Genomic DNA, 24846 nt, shown 5'->3' with positions numbered 1-24846 from the left:
TTCCGTCGCGATGACCGTCGTGACGGCGACCGTGGCGGCTTCCGTCGCGACGACCGTGGTGACCGTCGGGACGACCGCCGTGACGACCGTGGTGGGCGTTCCTTCGAGCGTCGTGACGACCGCGGTGGCTTCCGCCGTGACGACCGCAACGACCGCACGGACCGCACCGACCGCAATGACCGCACCGACCGCCGTGACGGCGACCGCGGTGGACGCTCCTTCGAGCGTCGGGACGGCGACCGTGGCGGTTTCCGCCGCGACGACCGTGGCGGCCACCGTGGCAGCGACCGTCCGTTCAACCGTGACCGCCAGGGCGACCGCCCCGGCTTCCGCTCGGGCGGCAACGACCGTCCCTTCGGCCGCCGCGACGACCACCGGGGTTCGTCCTTCGGCCGCCGTGACGACAAGCCGCGCTGGAAGCGCAACGGCTGACGCACACCGGCACTGAGCGCCGTGGCCCCCACCGACACCGGTGGGGGCCACGGCGTTTTCGTACGCCTCTGTGGCGCATGTCACCCTCAAGGGCTGGGAATCGCTGGGGTCATGACAGATGACGCCCGGGCGAACGGCCCGTCGGACGAGGAACGGCTGGCCCAGCTCGGCTACACCCAGGTCCTGGCCCGCCGCATGTCGGCGTTCTCCAACTACGCGGTCTCCTTCACGATCATCTCGGTGCTGTCCGGCTGCCTGACCCTCTACCTCTTCGGCATGAACACCGGCGGCCCCGCCGTCATCACCTGGGGCTGGGTGGCCGTGGGCCTGATGACCCTCCTCGTGGGCCTGGCGATGGCCGAGATCTGCTCGGCGTACCCGACCTCGGCGGGCCTGTACTTCTGGGCCCACCGCCTCGCGCCACCGCGTACGGCCGCGGCCTGGGCGTGGTTCACGGGGTGGTTCAACGTGCTCGGCCAGGTGGCGGTGACGGCCGGCATCGACTTCGGCGCGGCGTCCTTCCTGGGCGCCTACCTGAACCTCCAGTTCGACTTCGAGGTCACCCCGGGCCGCACGATCCTCCTCTTCGCCGCGATCCTGATCCTGCACGGCCTGCTGAACACCTTCGGCGTCCGCATCGTCGGCCTGCTCAACAGCGTCAGCGTGTGGTGGCACGTGGTGGGCGTCGCGGTGATCGTCGGCGCCCTGACCTTCGCCCCCGACCACCACCAGTCGGCGTCCTTCGTCTTCGGCGAGTTCGTGAACAACACGGGCTGGGGCAGCGGCCCGTACGTCGTCCTCCTCGGCCTCCTGATGGCCCAGTACACCTTCACCGGCTACGACGCCTCCGCCCACATGACGGAGGAGACCCGCGACGCCGCGACGGCCGGCCCGAAGGGCATCGTCCGCTCCATCTGGACCTCCTGGATCGCCGGCTTCGTCCTCCTGCTGGGCTTCACCTTCGCCATCCAGTCCTACGAGGGTGCCCTGACCTCCCCGACCGGCGCCCCGCCCGCCCAGATCCTCCTGGACGCGCTCGGCGCGACCGCGGGCAAGCTCCTGCTCCTCGTCGTGATCGGCGCGCAGCTCTTCTGCGGCATGGCGTCCGTGACCGCCAACAGCCGCATGATCTACGCCTTCTCCCGCGACGGCGCGCTGCCCTTCTCCCACGTCTGGCACACCGTCAGCCCCCGCACCCGCACCCCGGTGGCAGCGGTGTGGCTCGCCGCCCTGGCCGCGCTGGCGCTGGGCCTGCCGTACCTGATCAACGTCACCGCGTACGCCGCGGTGACCTCCATCGCCGTCATCGGCCTCTACATCGCCTACGTCGTCCCGACCCTGCTGCGTGTCCGCAAGGGCGCCGCCTTCGAACGCGGCCCGTGGCACCTGGGCCGCTGGTCACAGGCGGTCGGCGTGGCGGCGGTGGTCTGGGTCGCCGTCATCACGGTCCTCTTCATGCTGCCCCAGGTCTCCCCGGTCACCTGGGAGACCTTCAACTACGCCCCGGTCGCCGTCCTGGTCGTCCTGGGCTCGGCGGCGACCTGGTGGTTCGCCTCGGCCCGGCACTGGTTCCTCGACCCGGACCACGAACGCACCCGCTCCCGCCCGGCCGCCCCCGAGCCGGTCGATCCCTGACAACTCCCCCCTCCGCGCGCCCCCGACGTGGCCGTGTCCCCGATACCCGATCGGCTCGGCGGCCACGTGGGGCTATGCTCGGGGTGGCAACATCGGCAACATCCGCCTGGGCCCTTAGCTCAATTGGCAGAGCAGTGGACTTTTAATCCATTGGTTGTGGGTTCGAGTCCCACAGGGCCTACCGGAAGGACCCCAGCTCAGATACTTATTGAGCTGGGGTCCGGTCGTTTCCGGGGTCCGCCCGGCGGCGGAACCGGCCCGCCGCTGGCCCGACCGCGCCGGACGCCCGCTGCCTGGCCTTCACCGGCGCAGAGGCGCGGTCATCTCCGGTACCGCTCGGCCACGGCCGTGAAGGCGATCTTGGGTTCCCATCCCAAGCCGGGGTAGGTCTGACCCGAGTGCCCTTCGAGGCATTTGACGATGCTCAGGCTGGCCCGGTCCAGGTCGTCCCGTGGGTCACCGCCGGGGCGGTGCGGGTAGCCGGGGAGGGCGAACAGGAACACGAACGCGCTGTCCACGCCCTCCGTCTCGAAGATCTCCAGCAGTTCGCTCAGATAGGTGGCCTGGCCGGCCTCGTCACGCTCGTACACATCGTTCAGTCGTAGGGGGGCTTTGGTCGCCGGGTCGTGCTCGACCACCTCCAGTACCCGTCCGCCGCGGTCGCCCGCGCCCCGGTAGGCCGCGGTGCCGAACCCGGTGACGGCGAGTGGCTTCGGCCCTCGGGTCAGGGTCCGTACCGCGTCCCGGAACCGGTCGGCGACCTCGGCGGAGCGGATCAGCTCGTACGTCACGATGTCGAAGGAGGTCCAGTCGACCTGCTCGAACTGGATGGCGGCATAGGTCAGCCTGCCCTGGAAGTGCTCGCGGACCGTGGCCACGGCGTCGCGGAGGAACGCGTTGACGCGTACGCCGAGGTCGCGTATCGCCTCGGCCCGTCGCTCGGGTCGGCTCATCAGCTGCTCGACCCGCTCCTCGGGGCTTCCTTCGGGCAGGAAGCCGCGGTTCATCACGCTCAGTTCGACTCCTGCGACGAACACGAGGGCGGCCCCTTGCTGCCGGAGCCGTTCCGCTCGCTCGGCGCAGGTGCGGAACAGTGTGAGGATCTGCTCCGGGTCCAGCTCCAGCGGATAGGGCGAGAACCAGACCTCCAGGCCGAGTTCGGCGGCGACACGGGCGGCCATCTCCAGCCGCTCCGGGTCACCGCCGATGATCTGGACCGCGTTGCAGTGTAGGTCGTCGCGGATGATGCCGAGCTCGCGGCGGACGACTGCGGGGTCGAGGTGCTCGCGGGAATCCCGGCCGGCCACGACGAATCCGGTGTCGTACGTCATTCCTCTTGCACGCATGGTGACGTCCTCTTCTCTGGCGCTCCCCGGGTGGGGCGGGACGAGACTGGCAGAAAAAGGTGCGCGCACGCAATATTGCGGGCGCGCATCTGTCTGTGTGACGCTGTCACCGTGACAACACCACCGTCGGGGCTGAGAGAGCGGAAGAAGCAGGCCACGCGTGCGGCGCTGCGTGAGGCGGCCCTGCGCCTGGCCGTGGAGCGAGGGCCGGACCAGGTGAGGGTCGAGGACATCGCCGAGGCCGCTGGGGTCTCGCCGCGCACCTACAACAACTACTTCGCCAGCCGCGATCAGGCGATCGTCTCCGCCGTCACCGCGGACCGCGAGGCGCGCGTCGCGGCGGCGGTCGCGGCCCGGCCGGCGGAAGTGTGCCTCGCCGAAGCGGTCACGGGAGCGGTGATCGAGCAGTACACGGACACCGGTGAGCGTGCCCGTGAGGCGCTGCCGCTGATCACCGCCCGGCCCGCCCTGCGTGAAGCGTTCCTCGCCGCCACCGCCGGCATCGAGTCTCCTCTCGCCACGGTGATCGCCGGACGTCTGGCCGGCGCCGGCGTGCACACGGCGCGCGTGCTGGCGGCGAGCGTGGCCGTGGCGGTGCGTATCGCGCTGGAGAGCTGGCTCCAGCCGGTCGGAACCACAGGGGCCGACGGGAGCGGCGCAGCCGAAGCGCTGGTCGTCCCCTCCGGCTCGCTGCCGGAGCAACTCCGCGCGGCACTGGCCCCACTGGCACCCGCGTTCGACGCCGCCGAACGGCGCACCTCGCACCAGCAGAGCGCGCCGCGCACGCACACCGGATCGGCCAGGTGAGTCCGGGCGGTCGACGGGCCCTCACGACCGGTCAGAGGGCATCTGGGGATGGCTCGCGGGCAAGTCGGCTACGCCAGGGCTCGTCGATCCAGTGCCGGTGGGTGTAGTCGCCGAGCGGCCAGGCGCGGCCGCGGCGTGCGCGTGACGCCCCGCTTCGGGGGTGCGGAGGCGCGGCACGTAGGGAGCCGTCCCCGATATGTATGGAACTTCCAATGATTGGAATTTCCATGTACTGTCCTGGCGTGGATGACACACGCCTGAACGAAGAGCTGATCGACTGCCTGTTCGCGATCCGCACAGAGATCGGCGGTGAGCTGAAGGAACTGGCCAGGGAGGCCGGGCTGACCGATACGCAGACCGATGTGCTTTGGCGGTTGAGTCGGGGGGAGGCGATGACCGCCCGTCGGCTGGCGGACCGGCTGCAGTGTGATGCCTCGACAGCGACGTCGATGATCGACCGGCTGGAGAAGCGCGCCCTGGTCCGCCGCGTCCCTCATCCCATTGACCGGCGCGTGAAGGTCATCCAGCTCACCGACGCCGGCTGCGCGCTGCGTGACCGCATCATCGCGCACACCACTCTGCACTCTCCGTTCGCCCGCCTTGACCGTGAGAGCCGGCTGCGCCTGCACGCGCTGCTGCTCGAAGTGGTCACCGGCACCAGCGAACTGGACTCGACCCCTCCCCCTGCGGGAGACAACGACAAGGAAAAGCGATGAGCAAGACCGCAGTCATCACCTGCGTGAACCGGTTCTTACTCGAAGAGGCTGCTCGATGACTTCCCGTGTGGTACCTCGGACTCGGCAGGCGATCGTGCAGACCCGCTACGGAGCGATGGCGTGCCTGGCTCGTGGCCAGGTCGCGGCCGGAACGCGTGTCGCGGTGATCGGGGCAGCCAGAGGCGTCGGTGACTTCGTCGTCCAGATGGCACGGGCGGCCGGGGCCTTCGTGGTGGGGGTCACCAGCGCACGAAACCGGGAGTTCGTGCGGTCCTCGGGGGCGGACGAAGTCAGCGACAGGCACGAGAGCGATCGGTCGGCCGGCTTCGGCGCGGACTCGTTCGACGTGGTGATCGACCGCGTCGGCGGTCGCGGGCAATGGATCCACGCGCAGCACGTCCTGCGGCCGGGAGGGCGATGCGTCACGATCGCGCGCGACGAGGACAGTGTGGTCACACCCGCCTCCACAACCCGGCTCCTCTCGACGATCACCGCTCGCAGGCTGCGGGGCGCGGGACCGCGAGGAGTGCAGTACGTCCCCGTCTTCCCCAGGGTTTCCGGGGGCCTGCTGCCGCATGTGAACGAACTGGTCGAAGGCGGCCGAGTGCGCGTTCGTCTCGCTCGTTCCTTCCCGCTGACGCCGAAGGGCGCCACCGCGGCAGCCGAGGAGAACCGTGTGGGACGGACCGTCGGAAGGCTGGTTGTTCAGCGATGACGTCCGGGTTTCACACTCACGGGCGAGACACTGCACCGGCGGTCGCCTCGCCCCTGCGACTGTCCTCCGGCATCACTCTGCCCAACCGCCTGGTGAAGGCCGCGATGGAGGAGCAGTTGGCGGGCAGGGGAGGCCATCCCGACGATCGCCTCGTGACGCTTTACCGCACGTGGGACAGGGGAGGTGTGGGAATGATGCTGACGGGACACGTCATGGTGGACCGTTCGGCCGTCGCACAGCCGACCGGCATCATCTTGGACGCCGCCAGTGACCTTGCGCCCTTCCGTGAATGGGCGGCTGCGGCGGAAACGAGCTCATTCTGGATGCAGATCAATCATCCCGGGCGGGTTGTCCGGCGGGACACCGGCTCGCGGGCGTTGGCACCCTCGGCGGTGCCCGTCGACGCCGGCAGGTTGTCGACACTCTTCCCGACACCGGTGCCGATGACAGCGAGCGACATCGAGGAGACCGTGGAACGGTTCGCGGTGACGGCGGAACTCGCGGAGCAGGCAGGGTTCGCGGGTGTCCAGATCCACGCCGCGCACGGGTACTTGCTCGCCCAGTTCCTCTCGCCGCTGGTCAACAAGCGGACCGACCAGTGGGGAGGCGGCCTCCGTAACCGTGCCCGTCTGCTCCTCGATGTCGTGGCGGCTGTCCGTGGGCGGGTACGCCCGGGTTTCGGCATCGCCGTCAAGCTCAACTCGGCAGATTTCCAACGTGGCGGCTTCGACCTTGATGACGCACACCACGTCATCGAATGGCTCGGCGACAGTGTCGATTTCGTCGAGCTGTCGGGCGGGAGCGTCGAATCGCTGGCTACGGCCGGTCATCCGGCAGACGGACGCACCCTGGAGCGCGAGGCCTACTTCCTCGAACTCGCCGGACAACTCGTTGCGGACTCTTCTGTTCCTCTCATGCTCACCGGCGGTATCCGCCGGGCGCAGGTCGCGGAAGAAGTGATAGCGCGCGGGTTTTCGCTTGTCGGTGTCGCGACGGCACTCGCACAACAGCCCGACAGCCCTCTTGGCTGGCTCGTGGGCGAGGACGGCGAGGTCACAGCCCCTTGTTCTGCGATCCGAACCAAATCCCTGCGCGCGGCAGCGATACAGGCAAGCATCACCTTGAGAATCCATGACCTCAGCCGCGGCCGTTCAGGACGAACACTCGCCCCGGTCGCCGCCCTCGTTGTCGATCAATACCGGCGATCCCGTGCGATTCGCCGCTACCGTCAAGAGAGATCGGCCTGATGCCGGGCTCTCGGCCCAGCGGAACGATGTGACGATGCACCGACGGCGGCGCGCACCGCCACTGGCCCGCGTGCGGGCCTGCTCCTGCGCGCGGGCGGGGGCCCGGTTCGCGCGCAGGGGGCCATCCGTTTCTCCTTGTGTGTGATCGCGGAGCGGCCTCGGCCGACAGGACGTCGGCCGAGGCCGCATAGCGCTACGGCACGATTGGATCAGACGGTGGGCTGGCCGCTGCCCGGGCAGGTCTCGCGAGTGCCGGGGGTCTGGTGGTACGCGGCGGGCTCTCCGGGCTCGGCGCCGACCCAGGCGCCGCAGACGGAGCAGGCGGATGAGCACTGGCCGGGATCGAACCGGTGTCCGTTTCGGTGTTCGCACATGATCAGTTCTCCGCTCGACGGGATGGTGCTGATGTGTAGTGCTCTCCGTCGCGCTCGGATTCGGGACGCGCCGGAGGTCTCAGATGCGCCGGACGAATGCCTTGGCGCCGTTGTGGAAGGTGACGGTCACTCCGACGTGGTCGGGACGGCTTCCCTCTCTCGTGGACCACCGGGCGATGGCGGCGATCTGCGGCGCCTCGGCCCGGCCGATCACGGCCGCGAGCCACTCCTCGCCGCCGTCCTGGACGGTGCTGTCCGCCCAAGGGGCAGGGGCGCCGTCGACATCGGCAGTGGGGGTGTCGTGCTTCTCGCCGTCAGCGAGCTGGCCGGTGACCTGCCACTGCACCTCGTTGGAGCCGACGGCCACGACGAAGCCGAACGGGTATGTGGTGATGCCCGCCTCTTCCAGTGTCTGCACGCGCGCCACCCCGGGCGTGTTCTTGATGCAGTCCATGACAAACGGGACAAAGCTTTCAGGGCGCATCGTGGTCCTCTCCGTGCGAAGCGGCCAGTCTAGGCACTCGCCACGCCCCGTGTTCGACGTCTTCGGCAGAGTGCCGCGGGCGCCGTCAAGGCTGCTGGGCGTGGCCTGTGGACGGCAGTGTGGGCACCAGCCGGGCACCGTCGAGTCGGGTGCTGCCCCGGTCAGGTCTGTTTCCGGCGGGTTGGCGCGACGTGAGCGGAGCATCCGCGGGCCATGGTGGCCGGTCTTCATTCAGCTCGTGCACTCCGGCGGCGACGAGGCGGGCGACCGCGAGTGGTCTGCACAGAGAGGCCATCGACTCCATGGGCACTGACCAGTAGGCCCTGGCGCCCACGTGAGGGAAGGACACGGCGTCCAGCCGCGGTACTCCCAGGTACGTGCCCTGCCCGAGGCACTCGACCTCGTGGCTCCGCCAGTCCTCGGCAGCCCGCTGCCACGCCTTCGACGCGCTCGCGGGTACCAACGAGTAGTAGCGCGGGCCATAGACGTCGCAAATGACCGGGCCACCGCCGAGTACCTCGTCCAGGACGGCATCGATATCGAGCGGATCGGTGCTTGCGGCGACGGCCTGGACGAGGCGGCCGGGGATACGCACCGCTGAGAAGAGGGAGCCGAGGGGGAGCATGGCCATGCCGTGGGCCTTCCACTCCGCTCGGGCCCGCTGGTGGGACGGGTCTGCGGAGAGCAGCCAGTTCTCGGCGGCCAGCCGCCGGTAGGCAGTCGTACGTACCGCGGCATCGGTCTGTGTCTCAACGGGCCGGAGGGCTGGTTGTGCGGGGCGCTGGTGCGCGGCTCCATGCGGCATGGTCGAGACCTCCACGGTCGGTGTGCTACGTCTCACACACGCGACCGTAGAAGCCCGGCCGAAGCGGCAGGGGCACAGTTTGTGCCCCCTCGTTCACGCCGCGAGAAGACCCAGCTTCACCGCCAGTTCCGAAGCGCGTCGGCGTCGCGCCGGGCTCTTCGCCTCTGTCTCCTCCAGCACGATCCGCTTCGCGTAGCCGTTGTACTTGATCGTCTCGGGAGCGGCTTCGTGTGCCTTGGCGAGTGTGGCAAGAGCGGCGTCCGGTTGGCCGTCGAGGTGGTAGCCGCGAGCCTCCTCGATCCGGTGGCGGGCCCGGCGAGGCCGGGACGGGATGAGTACAGCGTCCGCTGCGGCGGCCTGCCGAACGGACTCTCCGCCGTGGTGAAGCTCCACTGCGACGGTGACGGCATGGGCACCCATGATGGCTTGGGAGAAGCTGGTGACGGGGTGGTAGTACTCCTCCGGAAGCCGCGTCGCCAGGTCCCGGGCCTTGTCCCAGTGCCGCCACGCTGTGCCCGTCTCACCGCGGCGAGCCGCCGTGTACCCAGCCTCGAATGTCAGCGCACCGACGATCGCCAGGACGTCGTCGGAGGCGTCGGAAAGGAGCGGCTCCAGGAAGGCAAGGGTCTGCTGCGTGACCTCGTCGGCCGCATCGAAATGTGCCGGACCCGAGTCTCGGTGGGCCTGTGCGGCGAGCCACGCGGCGACACCGATGGCGTGTGGGTCCTCAGACTCCTGCGCGGCGATCAGGCCGCGCTCGGCAACGCGCCACAGCAGCGCGGCGTCCGGCTGGTACGCCACGAAGAACTGCGCCAATGAGTAGGTCTCGGCGAGGACTGCGTGCGCTGCCCGCTGGTCCGCGCTCGTCTCGGCCTGTCGCACCGCTGCTTGTGCGTCCCGGATCAAGTCCGGAAGCAACGCGCCGATCACATCGCGGTGGTGGGGAGCCGAGTGTCGGGCAGACCACGCGCGCGCAAGGCGGGCCCGCAGGTGCGCGGCCGACGGGGCCTCCCGCCGGGCGCCGAGGGGAAAGGCATCGACGGCTGCCTTCACCTCGGGCAGGCGAGGGTGGCCGGGGCCAGTGAAGAGATCGACGTGCGCGGATTGGTTCCCCGTGAGGTCGGAGAGGTCCCGGACTCTGAGGATTTCGGCGAGTCGAAGCACTACGTCGAGCTTGGGCGTCTTCAGCCGGCCGGTCTCCACGCCCTTCACCCAGGATCCCGAGCGGCCGGCCAATCCGCCGAGCTGGTCGCGGGTGAGTCCGCGTCGGGTGCGGAGGATCTGGAGTCGCTGTCCGAAGACGAGTGGGTCGGCGTACGGGTCCGGAGCAGCGTCAGACGGCATGGCCTCGCCTCTCTCTGTACGGGTCGCACTGTCCAGAGTAGGGCCGGGGCCGTTCTGCTGTGCCGGTGTCGAGGTGGCTCTGCGCTTTGCAGTAGCCGGGTATGACGAAACGGCCCCGACGGCGACGGGGCCGTGATGCCAGCGGAGGAGGAGTGCGGCGGCGCCGCAGTCCCACAGCGCCTACGGACGCGGATCGGGGCACCGTCAACTGCTGTGCGGGGTCCGGGCCGGATCGGTCGGCCCGGACCCCGCCCCGTACGATCGCCGGCTGTCGGGGCCCTTGCCCGGCCGACGGGCCAGGACAGACTCTCGTCAGGGCTCCGCCCGCCCGGCCCCGCCGATCGGCCGTTCGCGGACCGGAGTTCGCAGGTCCCTTCCGCTTTGCCCAGCCGCTGCCGACCGGCCCGCGTCGGCGTACACGGCTGGGCCTGGCGTCAGGATCAGCCCGCGAACGGCACCGCGTCCGCCTTGGCCGCGTGCCAGTTGGTGGCGATGGGCTGGTCGACCGTGACGGTGTGCGGGAGGGCGAGGGTCACGGCGTTCGACTCGTCGCCCAGGAGGGACAGGTGGATCTGGTCGAACTCGATGCCGCCGTCGGTGTTCGTGGTCTTGGGGCTGATGCCGGCGTAGGCGGCCTTGGAGCCGGAGAGGACGATGTCCTCGCCGACGCTCTGCTCGGCGGGCGACACCGCGGTGGACGCGGAGGAGCCGTAGGACGCGGAGGGGTAGAGGCCCTCCAGGGTGCAGGTCACGCCGCGCTTGGCCTTGGCGGTGACGAGGTCGTAGCCGCCCGCCTGGGTCTCGGCGGTGACCTTGAAGGTCAGGTCGCTGGTCGTGCAGACCCGCGGGGCGGCACTGGCACCCGTGCCGGCGACGGCGGCGGTGGTCGCGGCGCCGGTGAGGGCCACGGCGGCCGCGGCGGCGGCGAGGACGAGACGGGCGGAACGGGTGGCGAGACGCGAGCGCATCGGATTCTCCAGACTGCTGAAGTCGGTCGTTCGGTCGGCGGGTTGCTGACCTGACCGCAGCTTGCGCCGTGATCCGTCCCGGCCGCCACGGATGCCCGCCCTTGAGGGACGCTGGAACGCTGGAACAGCCTCTGACCTGCCAGGACGTCGTCCCTCTGGAATGGGGTGCCGGGACGGGTGGACAGGGGCGGTACGCCCTCCCACCGCCGCCGGACGCTCCCGGCGAGAACGGGGGATGGGCGAGGATGGTGCCGGAGCGGCCGCCGCCGAGCCGAGCCCAGCCGAACCGAACCGAACCGAGCCCAGCCGTCCCCCAGTGCACCGAAGGACCGCGCCGATGTCCCGTCCGTACGTCCTCCTCTCCGCCGCCGTCTCCCTCGACGGCTACCTGGACGACACGGGCCCCGACCGCCTGCTGCTCTCCTCCCCGGCCGACTTCGACCGCGTCGACGGGGAACGGGCCCGTGCCGACGCGATCCTCGTCGGCGCCGGCACGATCCGCGCCGACAACCCCCGGCTGCTGGTCAACTCCGCCGAGCGCCGCGCCGCCCGCCTCGCCGCCGGACGGCCGGAGTTCCCGCTGAAGGTCACCGTCAGCGGTTCCGGCGAGCTGGACCCGGCCGCCGCCTTCTGGCACACCGGCGGGGACAAGGTCCTCCTCACCACGGACCAGGGGGCCGAGCGGGCCCGCGCCCTGCACATCGCCGCCGGCATCGTTCCGCTCGGGCCCGGCATCCACTGGCCCGCCGTACTGGAACACCTGTACGACCACCACGGCGTACGCCGGCTCATGGTCGAGGGCGGCGGAACCGTCCACACGCAACTCCTGCGCGCCGGCCTCGCCGACGAACTCCAGCTCGTCCTCGCCCCGCTGCTGGTCGGCGACCCGGCCGCGCCCCGCCTCTTCGGCCCCGGCGACTACCAGCGCGGACGCCTCCGCCTGGTCGGGACCCGGCAGATCGAGGACGTCGTGCTGACGCGCTACGTCCCCACCGCGCCCGGCACCGGAGCCGCCCCCACCGCCGCCGACCGGCACTGGCTGGCGCTCGCCTGCGAGCTGGCGGCGCTGTGCCCGCCCTCGACGACGGCGTTCAGCGTCGGCGCGGTCGTGGTCGCCGCCGACGGGACCGAGCTGGCGCGCGGCCACTCACGGGAGGGGAGCGACCCCGTGGCGCACGCCGAGGAAGCCGCCCTCGCCAAGATCAGCGGCACCGACCCGAGGCTCGCCGGCGCCACCGTCTACAGCAGCCTCGAACCCTGCGCCCGCCGCGCCTCCCGGCCCACGCCCTGCGCCCGGCTCATCCTCGGCGCGGGCGTCCGCCGGGTGGTCACGGCCTGGCGGGAGCCGGACACCTTCGTCACCGGGGCGGACGGGAGCGGGGTGCTGGCCGCGGAGGGCGCCCGGGTCGTCGTACTCCCCGAGTACGAGGCCCGCGCCAAGGAGCCCAACCGTCATCTGGTGGGCTGACCGCACGGCCGATCGGCCCAACCCGCCCTGCGCCCCGCCGCCCGCACCGGCACGCTGCCAGTGACCGACGACGCGGAGGTGGGCATGAGGACAGCGGTGCGCAGACGGGCGGCGGCGGCGCTGGTGGCGGCGGTCCTGGTCTCGGTGGCCGGCGCCGGGTGCGGTCAGGAGTCCGGCCGGGCGATGGCGCGGGCGCTGCCCGCCGACGCGGAGTTCACCCACCCCGGCGTGCTGGTCAGCGAGGCCCAGCTGGACACCGTACGGAAGAACACGACCGCCGGGCGGCAGCCGTGGCTCTCGGCGTACCTGGCCATGCGGGACAGCCCGTACGGGTCCTACCGGCACCGGGCGCGGCCCTTCGCTACGGTCCACTGCCCCGCCGGGAAGAAGGCGGGCCGGGGGTGCGAGGAGGAGCGCGAGGACGCCATCGCCGCGTACACGCAGGCCCTGCTGTTCTCGGTCACCGGGAAGCGGCCCCACGCGGAGAAGGCCCGGCAGATCATGGACGCCTGGTCCGGGAAGCTCAAGGAGCACACCGGGGAGAACGCCGGGCTCCAGGCCGGGTGGACCGCGTCGACCTGGGCGCGGGCCGCCGAACTGGTCCGGCACACGCCGGGCGCCGGCTGGCCGGCCGACCGGGTGCGGCGGTTCGAGGACATGCTCCGCACCGCCCACCTGCCCCGGCTGACGAAGAAGGTCCCCGACCAGAGCGGCCACCAGGACCTGATCGCCACCGACGGCGCGATCTCCGCCGCCGTCTTCCTGAACGACCACCAGACCTTCGACCACGCCCTGCGCCGCTTCCGCGACCGCGTCCCCGCCTACTTCTACCTGGAGAAGGACGGCGAGCTGCCGTTCACCCCGGCCGGCAGCGGCATCGCCACCCGCGAACGGCTGGTCTCGTACTGGCACCGGCAGAAGACGTACAAGGACGGCGTCACCCAGGAGACCTGCCGCGACTTCGCCCACGTCGGCCACTCCATCGCCGCCACCGCCCACATCGCCGAGACCGCCTGGCACCAGGGCGTCGACCTCTACGCCGAGGTGAAGGACCGGCTGAAGGCCGCCCTCGCGCTGCACGCCCGCCAGCAGCGGGCGGACACCGTGCCGGCCTGGCTGTGCGGCGGCGAGGCCGAGCGGAACCTGGGGCCCGACCTGGAGGTCGCCCTCAACCACCTGGAGAACCGGCTCGACGTCCCCGTCCCCGCCGCGCACAAGCTCGCCGCCGGCACCCGCCCGGCCGGCACCGACGATCTCTTCGTCTCCTGGGAGACGCTCACCCACGCCCGCAATCCCGGGCGCTAGATACGTATGTGCTGATCACCCCGGACATGGTCTACACTGGTGACACACCGACGCGGGGTGGAGCAGCTCGGTAGCTCGCTGGGCTCATAACCCAGAGGTCGCAGGTTCAAATCCTGTCCCCGCTACTCAGGCCGATGGCCGGGTCCCTTCCGAGGGGCCCGGCCATCGGTGCGTTCGAGCCCCGTCGGCCGTGGTGCTCCGGCGTTCTCCGTCATCCGGACGGCCCCCCACCGCTCGCCGCCCGCCCCCGCTCCGGGAACCCTGGACGGGCGGGACGGCAAGCGGCGGCTACGTACATGGGTGGCGGGAGGCGAGCGGTGCGGCCTGGTGACGTGGACGAGGGACCGTACGCCAGGGCCGGCGGCCGGCTGCCCGGCGACCCGGTGCCCGACCCGGGCCTCGGCGACGCCCCGGTGCCCGTGCCGCCCGCCCCGGGCCGACGGCGCCGGGTCCGGCGCGGCGCCCGGATGACCCTCGTACGCCTCCTGCCCGTCCTGCTGATCGCCGTAGGCGCCGCCTACGACCTGCTCACGCCCCGGTACTTCACCGCCGGCCCCCTCTACACCGCCGCGCCCCTGACCGCCGCCCCGCTCTACTCGCGGCGCGGCACCGTGCTCACCGGGGTGGTCACCGTCGCCGTCGTCATAGCCCTCCAGATCGGCCTCGGCGTCGCCCACCAGGTCGACTCCGTCACCGAGCTGGTCACCATCGCGGTGGTCGCGGTCCTCGCCGTCTTCGTCAACGCCCTGGTCCGCCGCAACGACGAGCGGCTCGCCACCGCCCGCGAGATCGCCGAGGCGGCCCAGCGCGCGGTGCTGCCCGAGCCCGCCGAACGGCTCGGCGGCTTCGAGATCGCCGCCTGCTACGAGGCCGCGCAGGCGGACGCCTTCATCGGCGGCGACCTGTACGCGGTGCAGGACAGCCCGCGCGGGGTGCGGATGATCGTCGGGGACGTGCGGGGCAAGGGGATGGGCGCGGTGGCCGCCGTCGCCGTCGTGATCGGGGCGTTCCGGGAGGCCGCCGAGCAGGAGTCGACGCTGGAGGCGGTGGCGCAGCGGCTGGAGCGGGCGCTGGCCCGCGAGGGCACCCGGCGCGAGGGACTGGACGCCTTCGAGGGGTTCACCACCGCCGTCCTCGTCGAACTCCCGCACGGCGACGGGGTGGCCCGCGTCGTCAACCGGGGGCATCCGCCGCCCCTGCTGTGCCACGCCGACGGCAGCCTGCGCGCCCTGACCACGCGGGACGCGGCGCTGCCGCTCGGCATGGGGGAACTGGGCGTGTGGCCGGACCGCGCGGAGGAGACCGCCTTCCCCGCCGGGGCCACGCTGCTGCTCTACACCGACGGGGTGACCGAGGCCCGGGACGCCCGGGGCGAGTTCTACGATCCGGTGGCGCGGCTCGGTGGCCGGCGCTTCCGGCATCCGGGTGACCTGCTGGACACCCTCGCCGAGGACGTGCGCCGGCACTCCGGGGGCGGGATGGCGGACGACATGGCGCTGCTCGCCGTACGGCGGCCCGATCCGGGCGGCGCCGACGAGTCCGGTGGCCTGGACGAGTCCGGGGGCGCCTGTGGTCACGAAGGGTGATGGGGTGGGAGCCCTCCGCATAACAATTGATGCACGGTCAGTTTCAAGCGGCGGAACCGACCGCTGTGCGGGTGTACTGAAACGCGGTCAACTCGCCCCGTTTTCGCCCTCCGTGCGGCCTTGCTCCCGGCCGAGAAGCTTAATGATCAAGAGGAACGGCTTGGAAACAGCGCCCCGCTTCTATTAACGTTCGATAACGCAGCGCGGTCGTCCCAGCCGTCACAGAAGGCGGCTCCGTGCGCACGCGCCGAATCCCGTAAGGGAACCGGGGAACCACCACCTTGGGGTGAATCGGGCGTATCCGACCGTGGAGACACGGCCTGTATACGCGCGTAGGAGACCTTCCCGCTCCGAACCCGTCAGCTAACCCGGTAGGCGGAGACGGAAGGAAAGGAGCACGCCCACGTGGCGTCCAACCGGCCTGCCCCCGAGGCCCCGTTCGTGCCGAACCAGCACGACCCCGCAACCTTCGGCTACGGCGCCTTCCGCCCCGACGAGGGCCCCTTCGAAGAGTGGAACCCCACCGCCGACACCGTCCGTCCCGTGCGCGGCAAGCACCGGGTCGCCAAGCAGCGCGGCGGACTGGCCCGCAGCTCCACCGTCCTCGGCGTCGGCGTCATAGCGGCCGTGGGCGCCGGCGGCATGGCCAGCGCGCAGACCGGCAAGCCGCCGGTGTCGATCTCCATGCCCGACCTGCCGTCCGTGGGCTCGATCATCTCGGACGACGAGTCCGCCGGAGACACGGCGGACGAGGGGTCGGCCACGCCGCTCAGCAGCATCGCCGCCGTCGCCTCGGACGACACCGAGGAGGGCACGACCACCGCCGGTGAGTCGCTCCGCGCCCGGATCATGGCGCAGGCCGAGCAGCAGCAGAACCAGGTCGAGACCAAGGCCGCCGAAGAGGCTGCTGCCGCCGCCGAGAAGAAGGCCGCCGCTGCCGCCGCCGAGGCCGAGAAGAAGGCCGAGGCCAAGGCCGCCGCCGCCAAGAAGAAGGCGGCGGCGGAGGCCGCGCGGAAGGCCGAGGCCGCGCGGCTCGCCCAGCTGGCCAAGCAGTACGCGCTGCCGACCTCCTCGTACACCATCACCTCCAGCTACGGGCAGGCCGGCGCCTACTGGTCCTCCGGCTACCACACCGGCCTCGATTTCGCCGCGCCCGCAGGCACCCTCATCAAGGCCGTGCACTCCGGGACCATCACCGAGGCCGGGTACGCGGGCTCCTACGGCTACCGCACGATCCTCACCCTCGACGACGGCACCGAGGTGTGGTTCTGCCACCAGTCCTCGATCAGCGTCAGCGTCGGCCAGAAGGTCAGCACCGGCGACGTCATCGGCCGCGTCGGCGCCACCGGCAACGTCACGGGCGCCCACCTCCACCTGGAGGTCCACCCGGACGGCTCCACCTCCGGCATCGATCCGATGGCCTGGCTGCAGAGCAAGGGCCTCACCCCCTGAGCCGTCCCCTTGTCCGGGACACCTGATCCCCGGCGGTCCTGACGGCGACCCCCCGACGTCAGGGCTGCCGGTTCACGGGCGCGTACGGATGGTGCGCGTAGAGCTGGTACTGCTGGTACTGCTGGTACCTGGGGTACTGGTGCGGTGCCGGCGTCGGCGGGGCCGTGGCCCGTGCCGCGTGGGCCAGCGCCGGGCGTGCCGTCTCCCGGCGGCGCCACAGCTCGTGCAGCAACGCCCGCTCCCGTACGACGAAGTCGGCGCCCGCCCGGCCGCGCCGGCCCCGGTGCCGCAGGAACGCCAGCTCGGTCGCGTACGCCTCGTACTCCGCCACCGTCCGTGCCGCCTCCTTCCCGGCGTGGCGCCGGGCGTGCGCACGGGCGAGGCGCCGGGCCCGCATCGAGCCGAGCGCGTACGGCTCCGCCGGGGTCAGCCAGCCGGCCGCCGCGTAGGCGGGCAGTTCGGCGCGTACGGTGACCAGTTCGCGCTGCCGGGACCAGACCGCCAGCCAGGTCAGCAGCCCGAACACCGGCACCATGAACGTCGCGTACACGAGGAAGAAGCCGTACTCCCCGAGGGCCGAGGAGCCGTTCCACAGCGCGTGCATGCCCATCGCGAGCAGCAGGCCGGCCGGCGGGAGCAGGACGCGCCCGGCCCGGCGGCTCTCGCCGCGCAGGGCGGCGAGACCGAAGCCGAGGCCGGTGAGCACCGTGAACAGCGGGTGCGCGAACGGCGACATGACGACGCGGACGAAGAACGTCGCCGCGGTGACGGAGGCGATGCCGCTGCCCCCGGTGAGCTGGTCGGTGCCGAACGCGTTGCCCAGGTAGAGGATGTTCTCGGTGAACGCGAAGCCGGTGGCGGTGAAGCCGGCCAGGACAACGCCGTCGAGGAGCCCGGTGACGTCGTGCCGGCGGAAGAGGTAGACCAGCAGGACGGCGGCGGCCTTCGCGGACTCCTCCACGACCGGGGCTATCACGGTGGTGCCCCAGGTGTCCGCGCCGGCCGGATCGGCGGTGGCCGTCGCTATCCAGCGGGTCGCGAAGCTGTTGGCCACGATGGCGGTCAGCGCCGCCGCGCAGGCCCCCCAGGCGAAGCAGAACACCAGGTTGCGCCAGGGGCCCGGCGCCACCCGGTCCAGCCAGCGGAAGGCGGCGAGCAGCAGCGGGACCGGCAGCACGGCGAGACCGAGGCCGACCAGGAAGCCCTCCGTGCCGGTCTGCTCGCGCACCAGCGCCAGGATGACCAGACCGGAGAGCGCGAGCAGCGTGGCCAGGGCGCCGTAGCGCACCCAGCGGCGCTGCCACCAGTGCCGCGGGGGCGGCGGTGCCGGCGGGTACGGGGAGCTGGTGGCCACGGCATCGATCCTGACGAGAGGGGGCGCCGCCCCGGCTTCAGGCGCCGGCGGGGGGTCGGTCCTGGTGCGGTACGCGGCGGAAGAGCAGGTCGTTCACCACATGTCCCTTGTCCAGTCCCTGGCCCTCGAAACGGGTCAGCGGGCGGTGCGCGGGACGGGGCGCGAAACCGCCGCCGGGCGCGGTGTTCTCGAAGGCGGGGTGCGCGGTGAGGACGTCGAGCATCTGCTCGGCGTACGGCTCCCAGTCGGTGGCGCAGTGCAGCAAGGCGCCCGGCCGGAGCCGGGAGGCGGCCAGGGTCAGGAACTCCGGCTGGATCAGCCGGCGCTTGTGGTGCCGCTTCTTGGGCCAGGGGTCGGGGAAGTAGACGCGCAGGCCGGACAGGGAGTCCGGGGTGAGCATCTCGCCGAGCAGGATGACCGCGTCGCCGTTGCCCACCCGGACGTTGGTCAGGCCCTTCTCCTCGGCCAGCGCCAGCAGGTGGCCCTGGCCGGGGGTGTGCACGTCGACGGCGAGCACGTTGGTGTCCGGGTCGGCGGCGGCCATCTCGGCGGTCGCCTCGCCCATGCCGAAGCCGATCTCCAGGACCACGGGGCGGTCGTCGCCGAACAGCTCGGCGAGGTCGAGGACCCGCTGCCCGTCGATGTCCAGTCCCCACGCCGGCCACAGCCTCCGCAAGGCGTCCGCCTGCCCGGCGGTGACCCGGCTGCGCCGGGGCTGGAAGCTGCGGATCCGCCGCTCGAAGTGGTCACCGGCGGGATCGGCCCGGGGGCCGTCCGGGAAACGGGGCCCGCCCGTGCGACGGGGTGGCCGGGGAGCTGCGGGGGTGGGGTGCGAATCAGACACAGTGGGATCGATATTACGGGGACGGGGCGCCGGCACAGTCCGGCAGGCGTTGGGCGGGTCCCGCTGACCTCGGGCGGGTCCGGCAGACGTTGGGCGGGTCCGGCAGACGTTGGGCGGGACCGGCAGGCGTTCGGCAGAGGCCCGGGACCGGCAGGCGTTCGGCAGAGGCCCGGGCCCGGGCCCGGCGGGGACTCAGGCCGGTCCGAGCGCCGTCAGGGCGCGGTGGGCCACCTCGCGGCCGATGGGCAGCGCGGCGGTCGCGGCGGGGGACGGGGCGTTGAGGACGTGGACCGCGCGGGGCGTCTCCCGGATGAGGAAGTCGTCCGCCAGGGTGCCGTCGGGCAGCACCGCCTGGGCCCGTACCCCGGCCGGCGCCGGCACCAGGTCGTCCTCCGTCACCGCGGGCAGCAGCCGCCGTACCGCCGTCGTGAACGCCGCCTTCGACAGCGAGCGGCGCAGCTCCCCGGCGCCGTACCGCCAGTGTCTGCGGGCTATGTGCCAGGAGCCCGGCCAGGCGAGGGTGGCGGCCAGCTCGCGGGGCCGGACCGTGCCCCAGCCGTACCCCTCCCGGGCGAGGGCGGGCACCGCGTTGGGGCCGAGGTGGACGCCGCCGTCGATGGAGCGGGTGAGGTGCACGCCGAGGAACGGGAACGCCGGGTCGGGCACCGGATAGACCAGGGAACGCACCAGCTCCGGGCGGGCCAGCTCGTAGTACTCGCCGCGGAAGGGGACGATCCGCATGCCGGGGTCGTCGCCGGTGAGGCGGGCGATCTCGTCGCAGTACAGCCCCGCGCAGTTGACCAGGACCCGGCCGCGGACCACGTCCCCGGCGCGGGTGCGGACGGCGACGCCGAGGTCGGGGCGGCGGTCGACGCGCCGCACCTGCGCGCCGTAGCGGATCTCCGCGCCGGAGGCGGCCGCCAGCTGCCGGGCGACGGCGACGTAGTCGCAGACGCCGGTGGTGGCGACGTGGATCGCGGCCAGGCCCCGCACCTCGGGCTCGTGCTCCGTGATCTGGGCGGGGCCCAGCTCCCGCACCGGTATGCCGTTCTCCCGGCCGCGCTGGACGAGGGCGTGCAGCCGGGGCAGCTCGGCGCGGTCGGTGGCGACGATCAGCTTGCCGGTGACGGCGTGGGCGATGCCGTACTCCGCGCAGAACTTGACCATCTCGGCGGCGCCCCGCACCGCGAACCGGGCCTTGAGGGAGCCGGGGCGGTAGTAGACACCGCTGTGGATCACGCCGCTGTTGCGGCCGGTCTGGTGGCGGGCCGGGCCCGGTTCCTTCTCCAGGACCGTGACCCTGGTGCCGGGCGCGGCGCGCGAGATCGCGTACGCCGTCGACAGGCCGACGATCCCGCCGCCGATCACCAGCACGTCGCAGTCGTACGTGGCTGCACTCTGTGGCCGCACCTGTTCCACCTCCCGGGTTCGATACTGCACTGCGCCACTGACAACGCCCTCAAACCCGGAGCGGAACACTCGCGTCAGGCGGGGGCCATCAGCAGCGGACGGGCGCGCTCGCGCAGCTCGGCCACGCGCGGCTCGTCGCCGTAGGGCTCCAGCCGGTGCAGGAGGTCCTTGACGTACTCCGTGGTGCGGGCGGAGGAGATCCGTCCGGCCACCTCGACGGCGCGTACGCCCTGCTCGCAGGCCGCGTCCAGGTTCCCCGACTCCAGCTCGGCGACGGCCGACACGATCAGGCGCAGGCCGTGCGAGCGCACGTACTCCTCCGTGGGTCTGGACAGCGCCTGCTCGGTGAAGCGGCGGACCTGGCGGGGCGCCTTGAGGTCGCGGTAGCACTCGGCGGCGTCGGCGGCGAAACGGTCGTAGGAGTAGAAGCCGAGCCAGTTCGGGTCGTTGTCGCCGGGGCGGGCGCGCTCCAGCCAGCTCTCGGCCGCCTTCAGCGCCCCGCCGGCCGCCTGGGCGTCGTTCGCGCGCGCGTGGGCCCGCGCCTCCACCAGGCGGAAGAAGCTCATGGTGCGGGCCGTCGCCAGGCCCCGGTTGCGTTCCAGGGCGGCCTGCGCGAGGTCGACGCCCTCGTCGCCGAAGCCGCGGTACGTCGCCTGCAGCGACATCGATGCCAGGACATAGCCGCCGAGGGGCACGTCGGCCGCCGCGCGGGCCAGACGCAGCGCCTGGATGTAGTAGCGCTGGGCGGCCTCCTGCTGGCCGGTGTCGAACGCCATCCACCCGGCCAGCCGGGTCAGTTCGGCCGAGGCGCCGAACAGGGCGCGGCCGACCTCGTCGGAGTAGGAGCCGAGCAGCAGCGGGGCCGCCTCGACGCGCAGGCACTCGGGGACCATCGACGAACGCCAGTCGCCGCCGCCGTACTTGGAGTCCCAGCGCCGCGCGTCCTCGGCGGCCTCCCGCAGCTTGCGCACATCACTGTGGCCGACTTTGAGCGGTGCGCCGGAGCCCTCGGCCGGGCTCGCCTCGCGCGCCACCGAACTGTCGGCCGGGGTTATCAGCCAGCGCGAGGCGGGCGTCGCGTACGCGCTCACCGCGAACGAACCGGCGAGCGACTGCCATATGCCTCCGGAACCCGCCCGGCGGCCGGCCAGGTCGAGCCGGTACAGCTCCGTCGCCGTGCGCACCGCCTGGCCGACGTCCCGGGGGAAGGCGAGGCCCACCTCCGGCGCGGGGTCGGCGTCCGCCAGGCCGATCTCGTGGAGCGGCACCGGCCGGCCCAGCTTCTGGCCGATGGCGGCGGCGATGAGGTGCGGAGCCGCACCTTGGGGCACCATTCCCTTCGACACCCAGCGCGCCACCGACGTCTTGTCGTAGCGCAGGGTCAGCCCGCGCTGCGCCCCGAGGTCGTTGACGCGCCGCGCGAGTCCGGCGTTGCTGATTCCCGCGAGGGCGAGAACGGCGCCGAGCTTTTCGTTCGGCCCGCGTTGCTCCCTGGACATGCGCCACCCCTCGACACAGACGGCTGCCGCGCTGGCATAACCACGCGGCATTCGTAAACCCAGCGTAGTTCGCCGCATCCCAAGCGTTAAGGGGCATTGTTCCGGATGGCGGGATTGTGGTCCGTACTGAAGTGCGGGGTCTGTACGGACTGTTGCCGTGTGCTCCCGATGTGTGGCCGTGCGCCCGCCCGTGCGCTCTACTCCGGCCACCGGGGGAGCGGTTCCATGGCTCTTGCGTGGGTCGGCCCGCTGTACTGGATCCAGTGGGCTGGGGGACACCGCCGCCTCATATCCCCGCGGGCGGCGGACCGGTCCGGGAGACGCGCTCCGTCTCCCGGACCGTACGCGGTCCGGTGGTACGCAGAGCCTGTACGGAGCGTGTTCGAACGCGGTCATGAATTTGTGATTTGGCTGAAAATAAGCCCCGTCGGTTTGTGCGTACTACCGGTCCTACCACGGCACTTGAGGGCGCGTTGGGTGTCGTGGGGGCGCGCGGCGGGGGCGCATTCGCGTCGCGGACACCGTCCCCGGAACGGGTGACGAGGACCTCGCGGGCCGTCCCGCGAGGGCGTGGTGAGGGCACGGCCGGCGCTCGGCCGGGGCGCCCCGAGGGCACGGTGACGGCGGTGCGAGCTGCTCCGCCGACGCTCTGGCGCGCTCCCTTCATGGCAGCATGGGGACCAGTTCATACGGTGCACTGGTTGTCCACAGGCTGTGGAGGCGTCGATGCGGTGGTTGGTGGGGTGGAGCAGCGCCGCCGCGGGAGTCGCGGGAGCCCTGGGGGACTTGGGGGGTACGGGGGGCGTGGGCTACGGCTCCGCCGGAGCCACCGGCTACGACGGGGAGACCGTGCAGCCCGTGGGCTCCCAGCTCCTGTGGGGCGACCCCGACCCCTTGTGGGCGGTCGGCGACTGGCGGCCCGACGAGGTGCGCGTGGTGAGCGCCGACCCGCAGACCCGGATCGCCGTCCTGGGCATCTGCGGCGCGAGCGACGAGCAGCTGCGGGTCGCGCTGTTCGCGGCGCGCGGCGGTGCGCTGCGGCATCTGACCGCCTGGTCCGGGAGTTACACGGCCGTGGTCCAGGTGGGACGGCGGATCACGGTCTGCGGCGACCTCGCGGGCGCGCGTCCCGTCTTCCACACCCCCTGGGCCGGCGGCACCGCCTACGCGACCGCCGCGCTGCCCCTCGCCGACCTCGTCGAGGCGAACCTCGACTTCCCGTACCTGGCCGCGCTGCTCGCCGCTCCCGACGTACCGGCGGCGCTGGACGACGCGACCCCGTACGACGGCGTGAAACGCGTTCCGCCGGGGCATGCGCTGGTGCTGCGCGCCGGGGCGCGGGAGATCGCCGGGTACGAACCGGTGGCCTCCCTGGCGGTGGCGGCGCCGCCCGCGGACCCGCAGAGCGCGGTGGACGGCGTACGGGACGCGCTGGTCGAGGCGGTACGGACACGGCTCGCCGCGCCCCGGCACGTTCCCGGGGACGGCATCGATCCCGGTCCGGTGCCCGGCATGGGGCCGGCCGAGCGGCGGGCGGCGCGCGGGATGCCGGTACCGGGGATCGGGGCGGACCTGTCCGGCGGGCCGGCGTCGGGGACGCTCGCGCTGCTGGCGGCGGGGCTGCCGGGGCGGCCGGGGACCGTGCTGGGGCACGGGACGGGGGCGGGCGAGCGGCTGCTGGCCGTCACCTTCAACGACCTGGCGGTCGGCGGGCGCGAGGCCGAGCTGGAGCGGGCGGGGGCGCTGGCGGCCAACCCGCGGCTGCACCACGTGGTGGTGGCGGGCGGCGCGGAGGTACTGCCGTACGCCGAACTGGACGGGCCGCTGACGGACGAACCGGCGGCGAGCCTGGTCTCGGTGGCACGGCACCGGGCGCGGCTCGCGGCGGGCAGCGCGGACCACTTCACGGGGTACGGGGCGCGGCAGGTGCTGGACGCGCACCCGGCGCGCCTGGCCGACCTGCTGATGGACCGCCGGCGGCGGCATCTGGTGCGGCCGGTCGCGGCGCTGGCCAAGGCGGACGGGTCGGTGGGGTCGGTGATGGTGCCGGCGCGGGTGTACGGGGCGGCCCGGCGGCTGTCGCGGACGCCGTACCGGGCGGGGCTCGACGGGCTCGCGGAGCGGCTGCGGGGGCGCGTCGTCGCCGACGAGCCGGGGGACGGGGCGGTGGGCGCGTCGCTCGCCGCGTTGAACTGGGGGAGACCCGGGCCCGCCGCGCGGTGGCTGACCGGGGAGGCACTGGCTGAAGTATCGGTTCGCCTTCAGGCGGCGGCACAGCGGTCCGCGATGGGGCCGGGGCAGCGGCCCGGTGACTTCCGGGCGCGGGCCGCCCTGGCGCGGCAGGCGGCGGAGGTGCGGGTGCTGGAGCAGGCGGCGGAGATCCGGTCGCAGCGGTTGCACACGCCGTTCCTCGACAACCAGGTGGTCCGGGCGTGCCGGGCGCTGCCGGAGGCGCTGCGGGTGCGGCCGGGGGCGCGGGCGGCGATCCTTCGGGCGGTGCTGGAGGGGGCCGGGGTGCGGGAGTTGCCGGGGGGCTGGGGCACGCCGACGCAGGGGGTGGCGGCGGCGACCGCGCGGGCGGGGCTGCGGGGGGCGGCGGACTCGCTGATGGACGTGTTCGACCGGCCGCTGCTGGCGGAGGCGGGGCTGGTGGAGGCGAGGGTGGTGCGGAAGGCGGTGCGGTCGGCGGCGGCGGGGGAGGCGCTGCCGCTGGACGGGCTGGCGGATCTGGTGTCGCTGGAGCTGTGGCTGGGGCGGCTGCTGGCGCGGCGGGGGACGTGCTGGACGGGGACGCCGGCGCGGGCGCGGGCGGTGCCGGCGGGGATCGCGCCGTTGCGCGGAGCGTTGGCCTCCGGCGGTTGAGCGGGCGCGGGGTGCCTGCGGCGGCCTGCGGGGTTTGGTGGGGGTGCGCGTAGCGCCCACTCCTGTGTGGGTGGGTCGGGGCCGGGGTGGGGGGTGTCCGTCCTCGGAACGGCGCGGAATCGGTCGCTTACGGGGGTGCGGCGGGTTGACGCGCCAACCGCTGCGGGCGGACACCCCCCACCCCGCCCCCTTC

Annotated in this window: 19 protein-coding genes, 2 tRNA genes, 1 pseudogene and 1 riboswitch; of the genes and pseudogenes, 13 read left to right on the top strand and 9 right to left on the bottom strand. The window is 72.6% G+C overall.

Translation table 11 applies throughout. The features are described from left to right. The 3 genes and pseudogenes from ACZ3IG_RS16245 to ACZ3IG_RS16235 form a co-directional block, all read left to right on the top strand. Positions 1-432, top strand: a pseudogene (locus ACZ3IG_RS16245) (DEAD/DEAH box helicase); the annotation flags it as partial. A 111-nt stretch (positions 433-543) separates the two neighbouring features. Further along, positions 544-2067: an amino acid permease gene (locus tag ACZ3IG_RS16240; protein ID WP_467432520.1), complete on the top strand. Its 1524-nt coding sequence runs from the start codon at positions 544-546 to the stop codon at positions 2065-2067. Between the two features lie 108 nt (positions 2068-2175). After that, a tRNA-Lys gene (locus ACZ3IG_RS16235) sits at positions 2176-2248 on the top strand. Between the two features lie 139 nt (positions 2249-2387). Here the strand turns inward: ACZ3IG_RS16235 and ACZ3IG_RS16230 are convergent. Next, a complete protein-coding gene (locus ACZ3IG_RS16230; protein WP_467432518.1) occupies positions 2388-3413 on the bottom strand; it encodes a hypothetical protein in 1026 nt (341 codons plus the stop codon). A gap of 111 nt (positions 3414-3524) precedes the next feature. On the opposite strand from ACZ3IG_RS16230, the gene ACZ3IG_RS16225 reads away from it, so the two are divergent. The 4 genes from ACZ3IG_RS16225 to ACZ3IG_RS16210 all read left to right on the top strand — a co-directional run bounded on the left by ACZ3IG_RS16225 (position 3525) and on the right by ACZ3IG_RS16210 (position 6898). Continuing rightward, entirely contained in the window at positions 3525-4220 is a 696-nt protein-coding gene (locus ACZ3IG_RS16225) for a TetR/AcrR family transcriptional regulator (protein WP_467432517.1), read from the top strand. A 242-nt stretch (positions 4221-4462) separates the two neighbouring features. Continuing rightward, a complete protein-coding gene (locus tag ACZ3IG_RS16220) occupies positions 4463-4936 on the top strand; it encodes a MarR family winged helix-turn-helix transcriptional regulator (RefSeq protein WP_467432515.1) in 474 nt (157 codons plus the stop codon). A gap of 94 nt (positions 4937-5030) precedes the next feature. Further along, positions 5031-5651 (top strand): zinc-binding dehydrogenase, encoded by a 621-nt coding sequence (locus ACZ3IG_RS16215; protein WP_467432513.1) that lies wholly within the window; start codon positions 5031-5033, stop codon positions 5649-5651. Beyond that, positions 5648-6898: an oxidoreductase gene (locus ACZ3IG_RS16210; protein WP_467432512.1), complete on the top strand. Its 1251-nt coding sequence runs from the start codon at positions 5648-5650 to the stop codon at positions 6896-6898. The genes ACZ3IG_RS16215 and ACZ3IG_RS16210 overlap by 4 nt, the downstream gene beginning before the upstream one ends. Before the next feature lie 453 nt (positions 6899-7351). Here ACZ3IG_RS16210 and ACZ3IG_RS16205 read toward each other — a convergent pair whose 3' ends face one another. The 4 genes from ACZ3IG_RS16205 to ACZ3IG_RS16190 form a co-directional block, all read right to left on the bottom strand. Next, the gene (locus ACZ3IG_RS16205) at positions 7352-7690 is read right to left on the bottom strand and encodes a hypothetical protein (protein ID WP_467432511.1); all 339 of its coding nucleotides are present in this window, start codon (positions 7688-7690) and stop codon (positions 7352-7354) included. 151 nt (positions 7691-7841) lie between these two features. Beyond that, complete coding sequence (locus ACZ3IG_RS16200; RefSeq protein WP_467432510.1) at positions 7842-8387, bottom strand: hypothetical protein; 546 nt, start codon at positions 8385-8387, stop codon at positions 7842-7844. A 267-nt stretch (positions 8388-8654) separates the two neighbouring features. Then, a complete protein-coding gene (locus ACZ3IG_RS16195) occupies positions 8655-9905 on the bottom strand; it encodes a helix-turn-helix domain-containing protein (RefSeq protein ID WP_467432509.1) in 1251 nt (416 codons plus the stop codon). Between the two features lie 440 nt (positions 9906-10345). Next, positions 10346-10873 carry a DUF4232 domain-containing protein gene (locus ACZ3IG_RS16190; RefSeq protein ID WP_467432508.1) on the bottom strand — a complete coding sequence of 176 codons (528 nt, stop codon included), beginning with the start codon at positions 10871-10873 and terminating at the stop codon, positions 10346-10348. Positions 10874-11210: 337 nt separating this feature from the next. Between ACZ3IG_RS16190 and ACZ3IG_RS16185 the strand changes: the two genes are divergently transcribed. The 5 genes from ACZ3IG_RS16185 to ACZ3IG_RS16165 all read left to right on the top strand — a co-directional run bounded on the left by ACZ3IG_RS16185 (position 11211) and on the right by ACZ3IG_RS16165 (position 16684). Beyond that, positions 11211-12341, top strand: coding sequence for a dihydrofolate reductase family protein (locus ACZ3IG_RS16185; protein ID WP_467432506.1), 1131 nt, complete (start codon positions 11211-11213; stop codon positions 12339-12341). Positions 12342-12425: 84 nt separating this feature from the next. Then, positions 12426-13646: an alginate lyase family protein gene (locus tag ACZ3IG_RS16180; RefSeq protein WP_467432504.1), complete on the top strand. Its 1221-nt coding sequence runs from the start codon at positions 12426-12428 to the stop codon at positions 13644-13646. 51 nt (positions 13647-13697) lie between these two features. Continuing rightward, positions 13698-13771 (top strand) — tRNA-Met (locus tag ACZ3IG_RS16175). Between the two features lie 192 nt (positions 13772-13963). Then, the gene (locus tag ACZ3IG_RS16170; RefSeq protein ID WP_467432502.1) at positions 13964-15232 is read left to right on the top strand and encodes a PP2C family protein-serine/threonine phosphatase; all 1269 of its coding nucleotides are present in this window, start codon (positions 13964-13966) and stop codon (positions 15230-15232) included. A gap of 235 nt (positions 15233-15467) precedes the next feature. Next, positions 15468-15625, top strand: a riboswitch (cyclic di-AMP (ydaO/yuaA leader). 12 nt (positions 15626-15637) lie between these two features. After that, positions 15638-16684 (top strand): M23 family metallopeptidase, encoded by a 1047-nt coding sequence (locus tag ACZ3IG_RS16165; RefSeq protein WP_467432500.1) that lies wholly within the window; start codon positions 15638-15640, stop codon positions 16682-16684. Between the two features lie 58 nt (positions 16685-16742). On the opposite strand, the gene ACZ3IG_RS16160 is transcribed toward ACZ3IG_RS16165, so the two are convergent. From ACZ3IG_RS16160 to ACZ3IG_RS16145, 4 genes are all read right to left on the bottom strand, one after another. After that, the gene (locus ACZ3IG_RS16160) at positions 16743-18038 is read right to left on the bottom strand and encodes a PrsW family intramembrane metalloprotease (protein ID WP_467432498.1); all 1296 of its coding nucleotides are present in this window, start codon (positions 18036-18038) and stop codon (positions 16743-16745) included. A gap of 37 nt (positions 18039-18075) precedes the next feature. Next, on the bottom strand, positions 18076-18882 hold the full coding sequence (trmB, locus tag ACZ3IG_RS16155; protein ID WP_467432496.1) for a tRNA (guanosine(46)-N7)-methyltransferase TrmB: 807 nt from the start codon (positions 18880-18882) through the stop codon (positions 18076-18078). 192 nt (positions 18883-19074) lie between these two features. Beyond that, entirely contained in the window at positions 19075-20301 is a 1227-nt protein-coding gene (gene lhgO, locus ACZ3IG_RS16150) for an L-2-hydroxyglutarate oxidase (protein WP_467433129.1), read from the bottom strand. A gap of 65 nt (positions 20302-20366) precedes the next feature. Beyond that, on the bottom strand, positions 20367-21791 hold the full coding sequence (locus ACZ3IG_RS16145) for an MFS transporter (RefSeq protein ID WP_467432494.1): 1425 nt from the start codon (positions 21789-21791) through the stop codon (positions 20367-20369). Positions 21792-22517: 726 nt separating this feature from the next. Between ACZ3IG_RS16145 and ACZ3IG_RS16140 the strand changes: the two genes are divergently transcribed. Next, positions 22518-24653 (top strand): asparagine synthase-related protein, encoded by a 2136-nt coding sequence (locus ACZ3IG_RS16140; protein ID WP_467432493.1) that lies wholly within the window; start codon positions 22518-22520, stop codon positions 24651-24653. The last annotated feature ends 193 nt before the right edge of the window (positions 24654-24846 follow it).

The organism is Streptomyces sp. NPDC016677 (genome assembly GCF_055562815.1).
The sequence above is the reverse complement of the archived record's forward strand: the minus strand, read 5'-3'. Positions and strand labels throughout refer to the sequence as shown.

Coding starts and splice junctions, on each gene's coding strand:
- ACZ3IG_RS16240 (WP_467432520.1), top strand. CDS start 544: ATGACAGATGACGCCCGGGCGAACGGCCCGTCGGACGAGGAACGGCTG.
- ACZ3IG_RS16230 (WP_467432518.1), bottom strand. CDS start 3,413: ATGCGTGCAAGAGGAATGACGTACGACACCGGATTCGTCGTGGCCGGC.
- ACZ3IG_RS16210 (WP_467432512.1), top strand. CDS start 5,648: ATGACGTCCGGGTTTCACACTCACGGGCGAGACACTGCACCGGCGGTC.
- ACZ3IG_RS16200 (WP_467432510.1), bottom strand. CDS start 8,387: ATGGCCATGCTCCCCCTCGGCTCCCTCTTCTCAGCGGTGCGTATCCCC.
- ACZ3IG_RS16195 (WP_467432509.1), bottom strand. CDS start 9,905: ATGCCGTCTGACGCTGCTCCGGACCCGTACGCCGACCCACTCGTCTTC.
- ACZ3IG_RS16190 (WP_467432508.1), bottom strand. CDS start 10,873: ATGCGCTCGCGTCTCGCCACCCGTTCCGCCCGTCTCGTCCTCGCCGCC.
- ACZ3IG_RS16185 (WP_467432506.1), top strand. CDS start 11,211: ATGTCCCGTCCGTACGTCCTCCTCTCCGCCGCCGTCTCCCTCGACGGC.
- ACZ3IG_RS16180 (WP_467432504.1), top strand. CDS start 12,426: ATGAGGACAGCGGTGCGCAGACGGGCGGCGGCGGCGCTGGTGGCGGCG.
- ACZ3IG_RS16145 (WP_467432494.1), bottom strand. CDS start 21,791: ATGTCCAGGGAGCAACGCGGGCCGAACGAAAAGCTCGGCGCCGTTCTC.
- ACZ3IG_RS16140 (WP_467432493.1), top strand. CDS start 22,518: ATGCGGTGGTTGGTGGGGTGGAGCAGCGCCGCCGCGGGAGTCGCGGGA.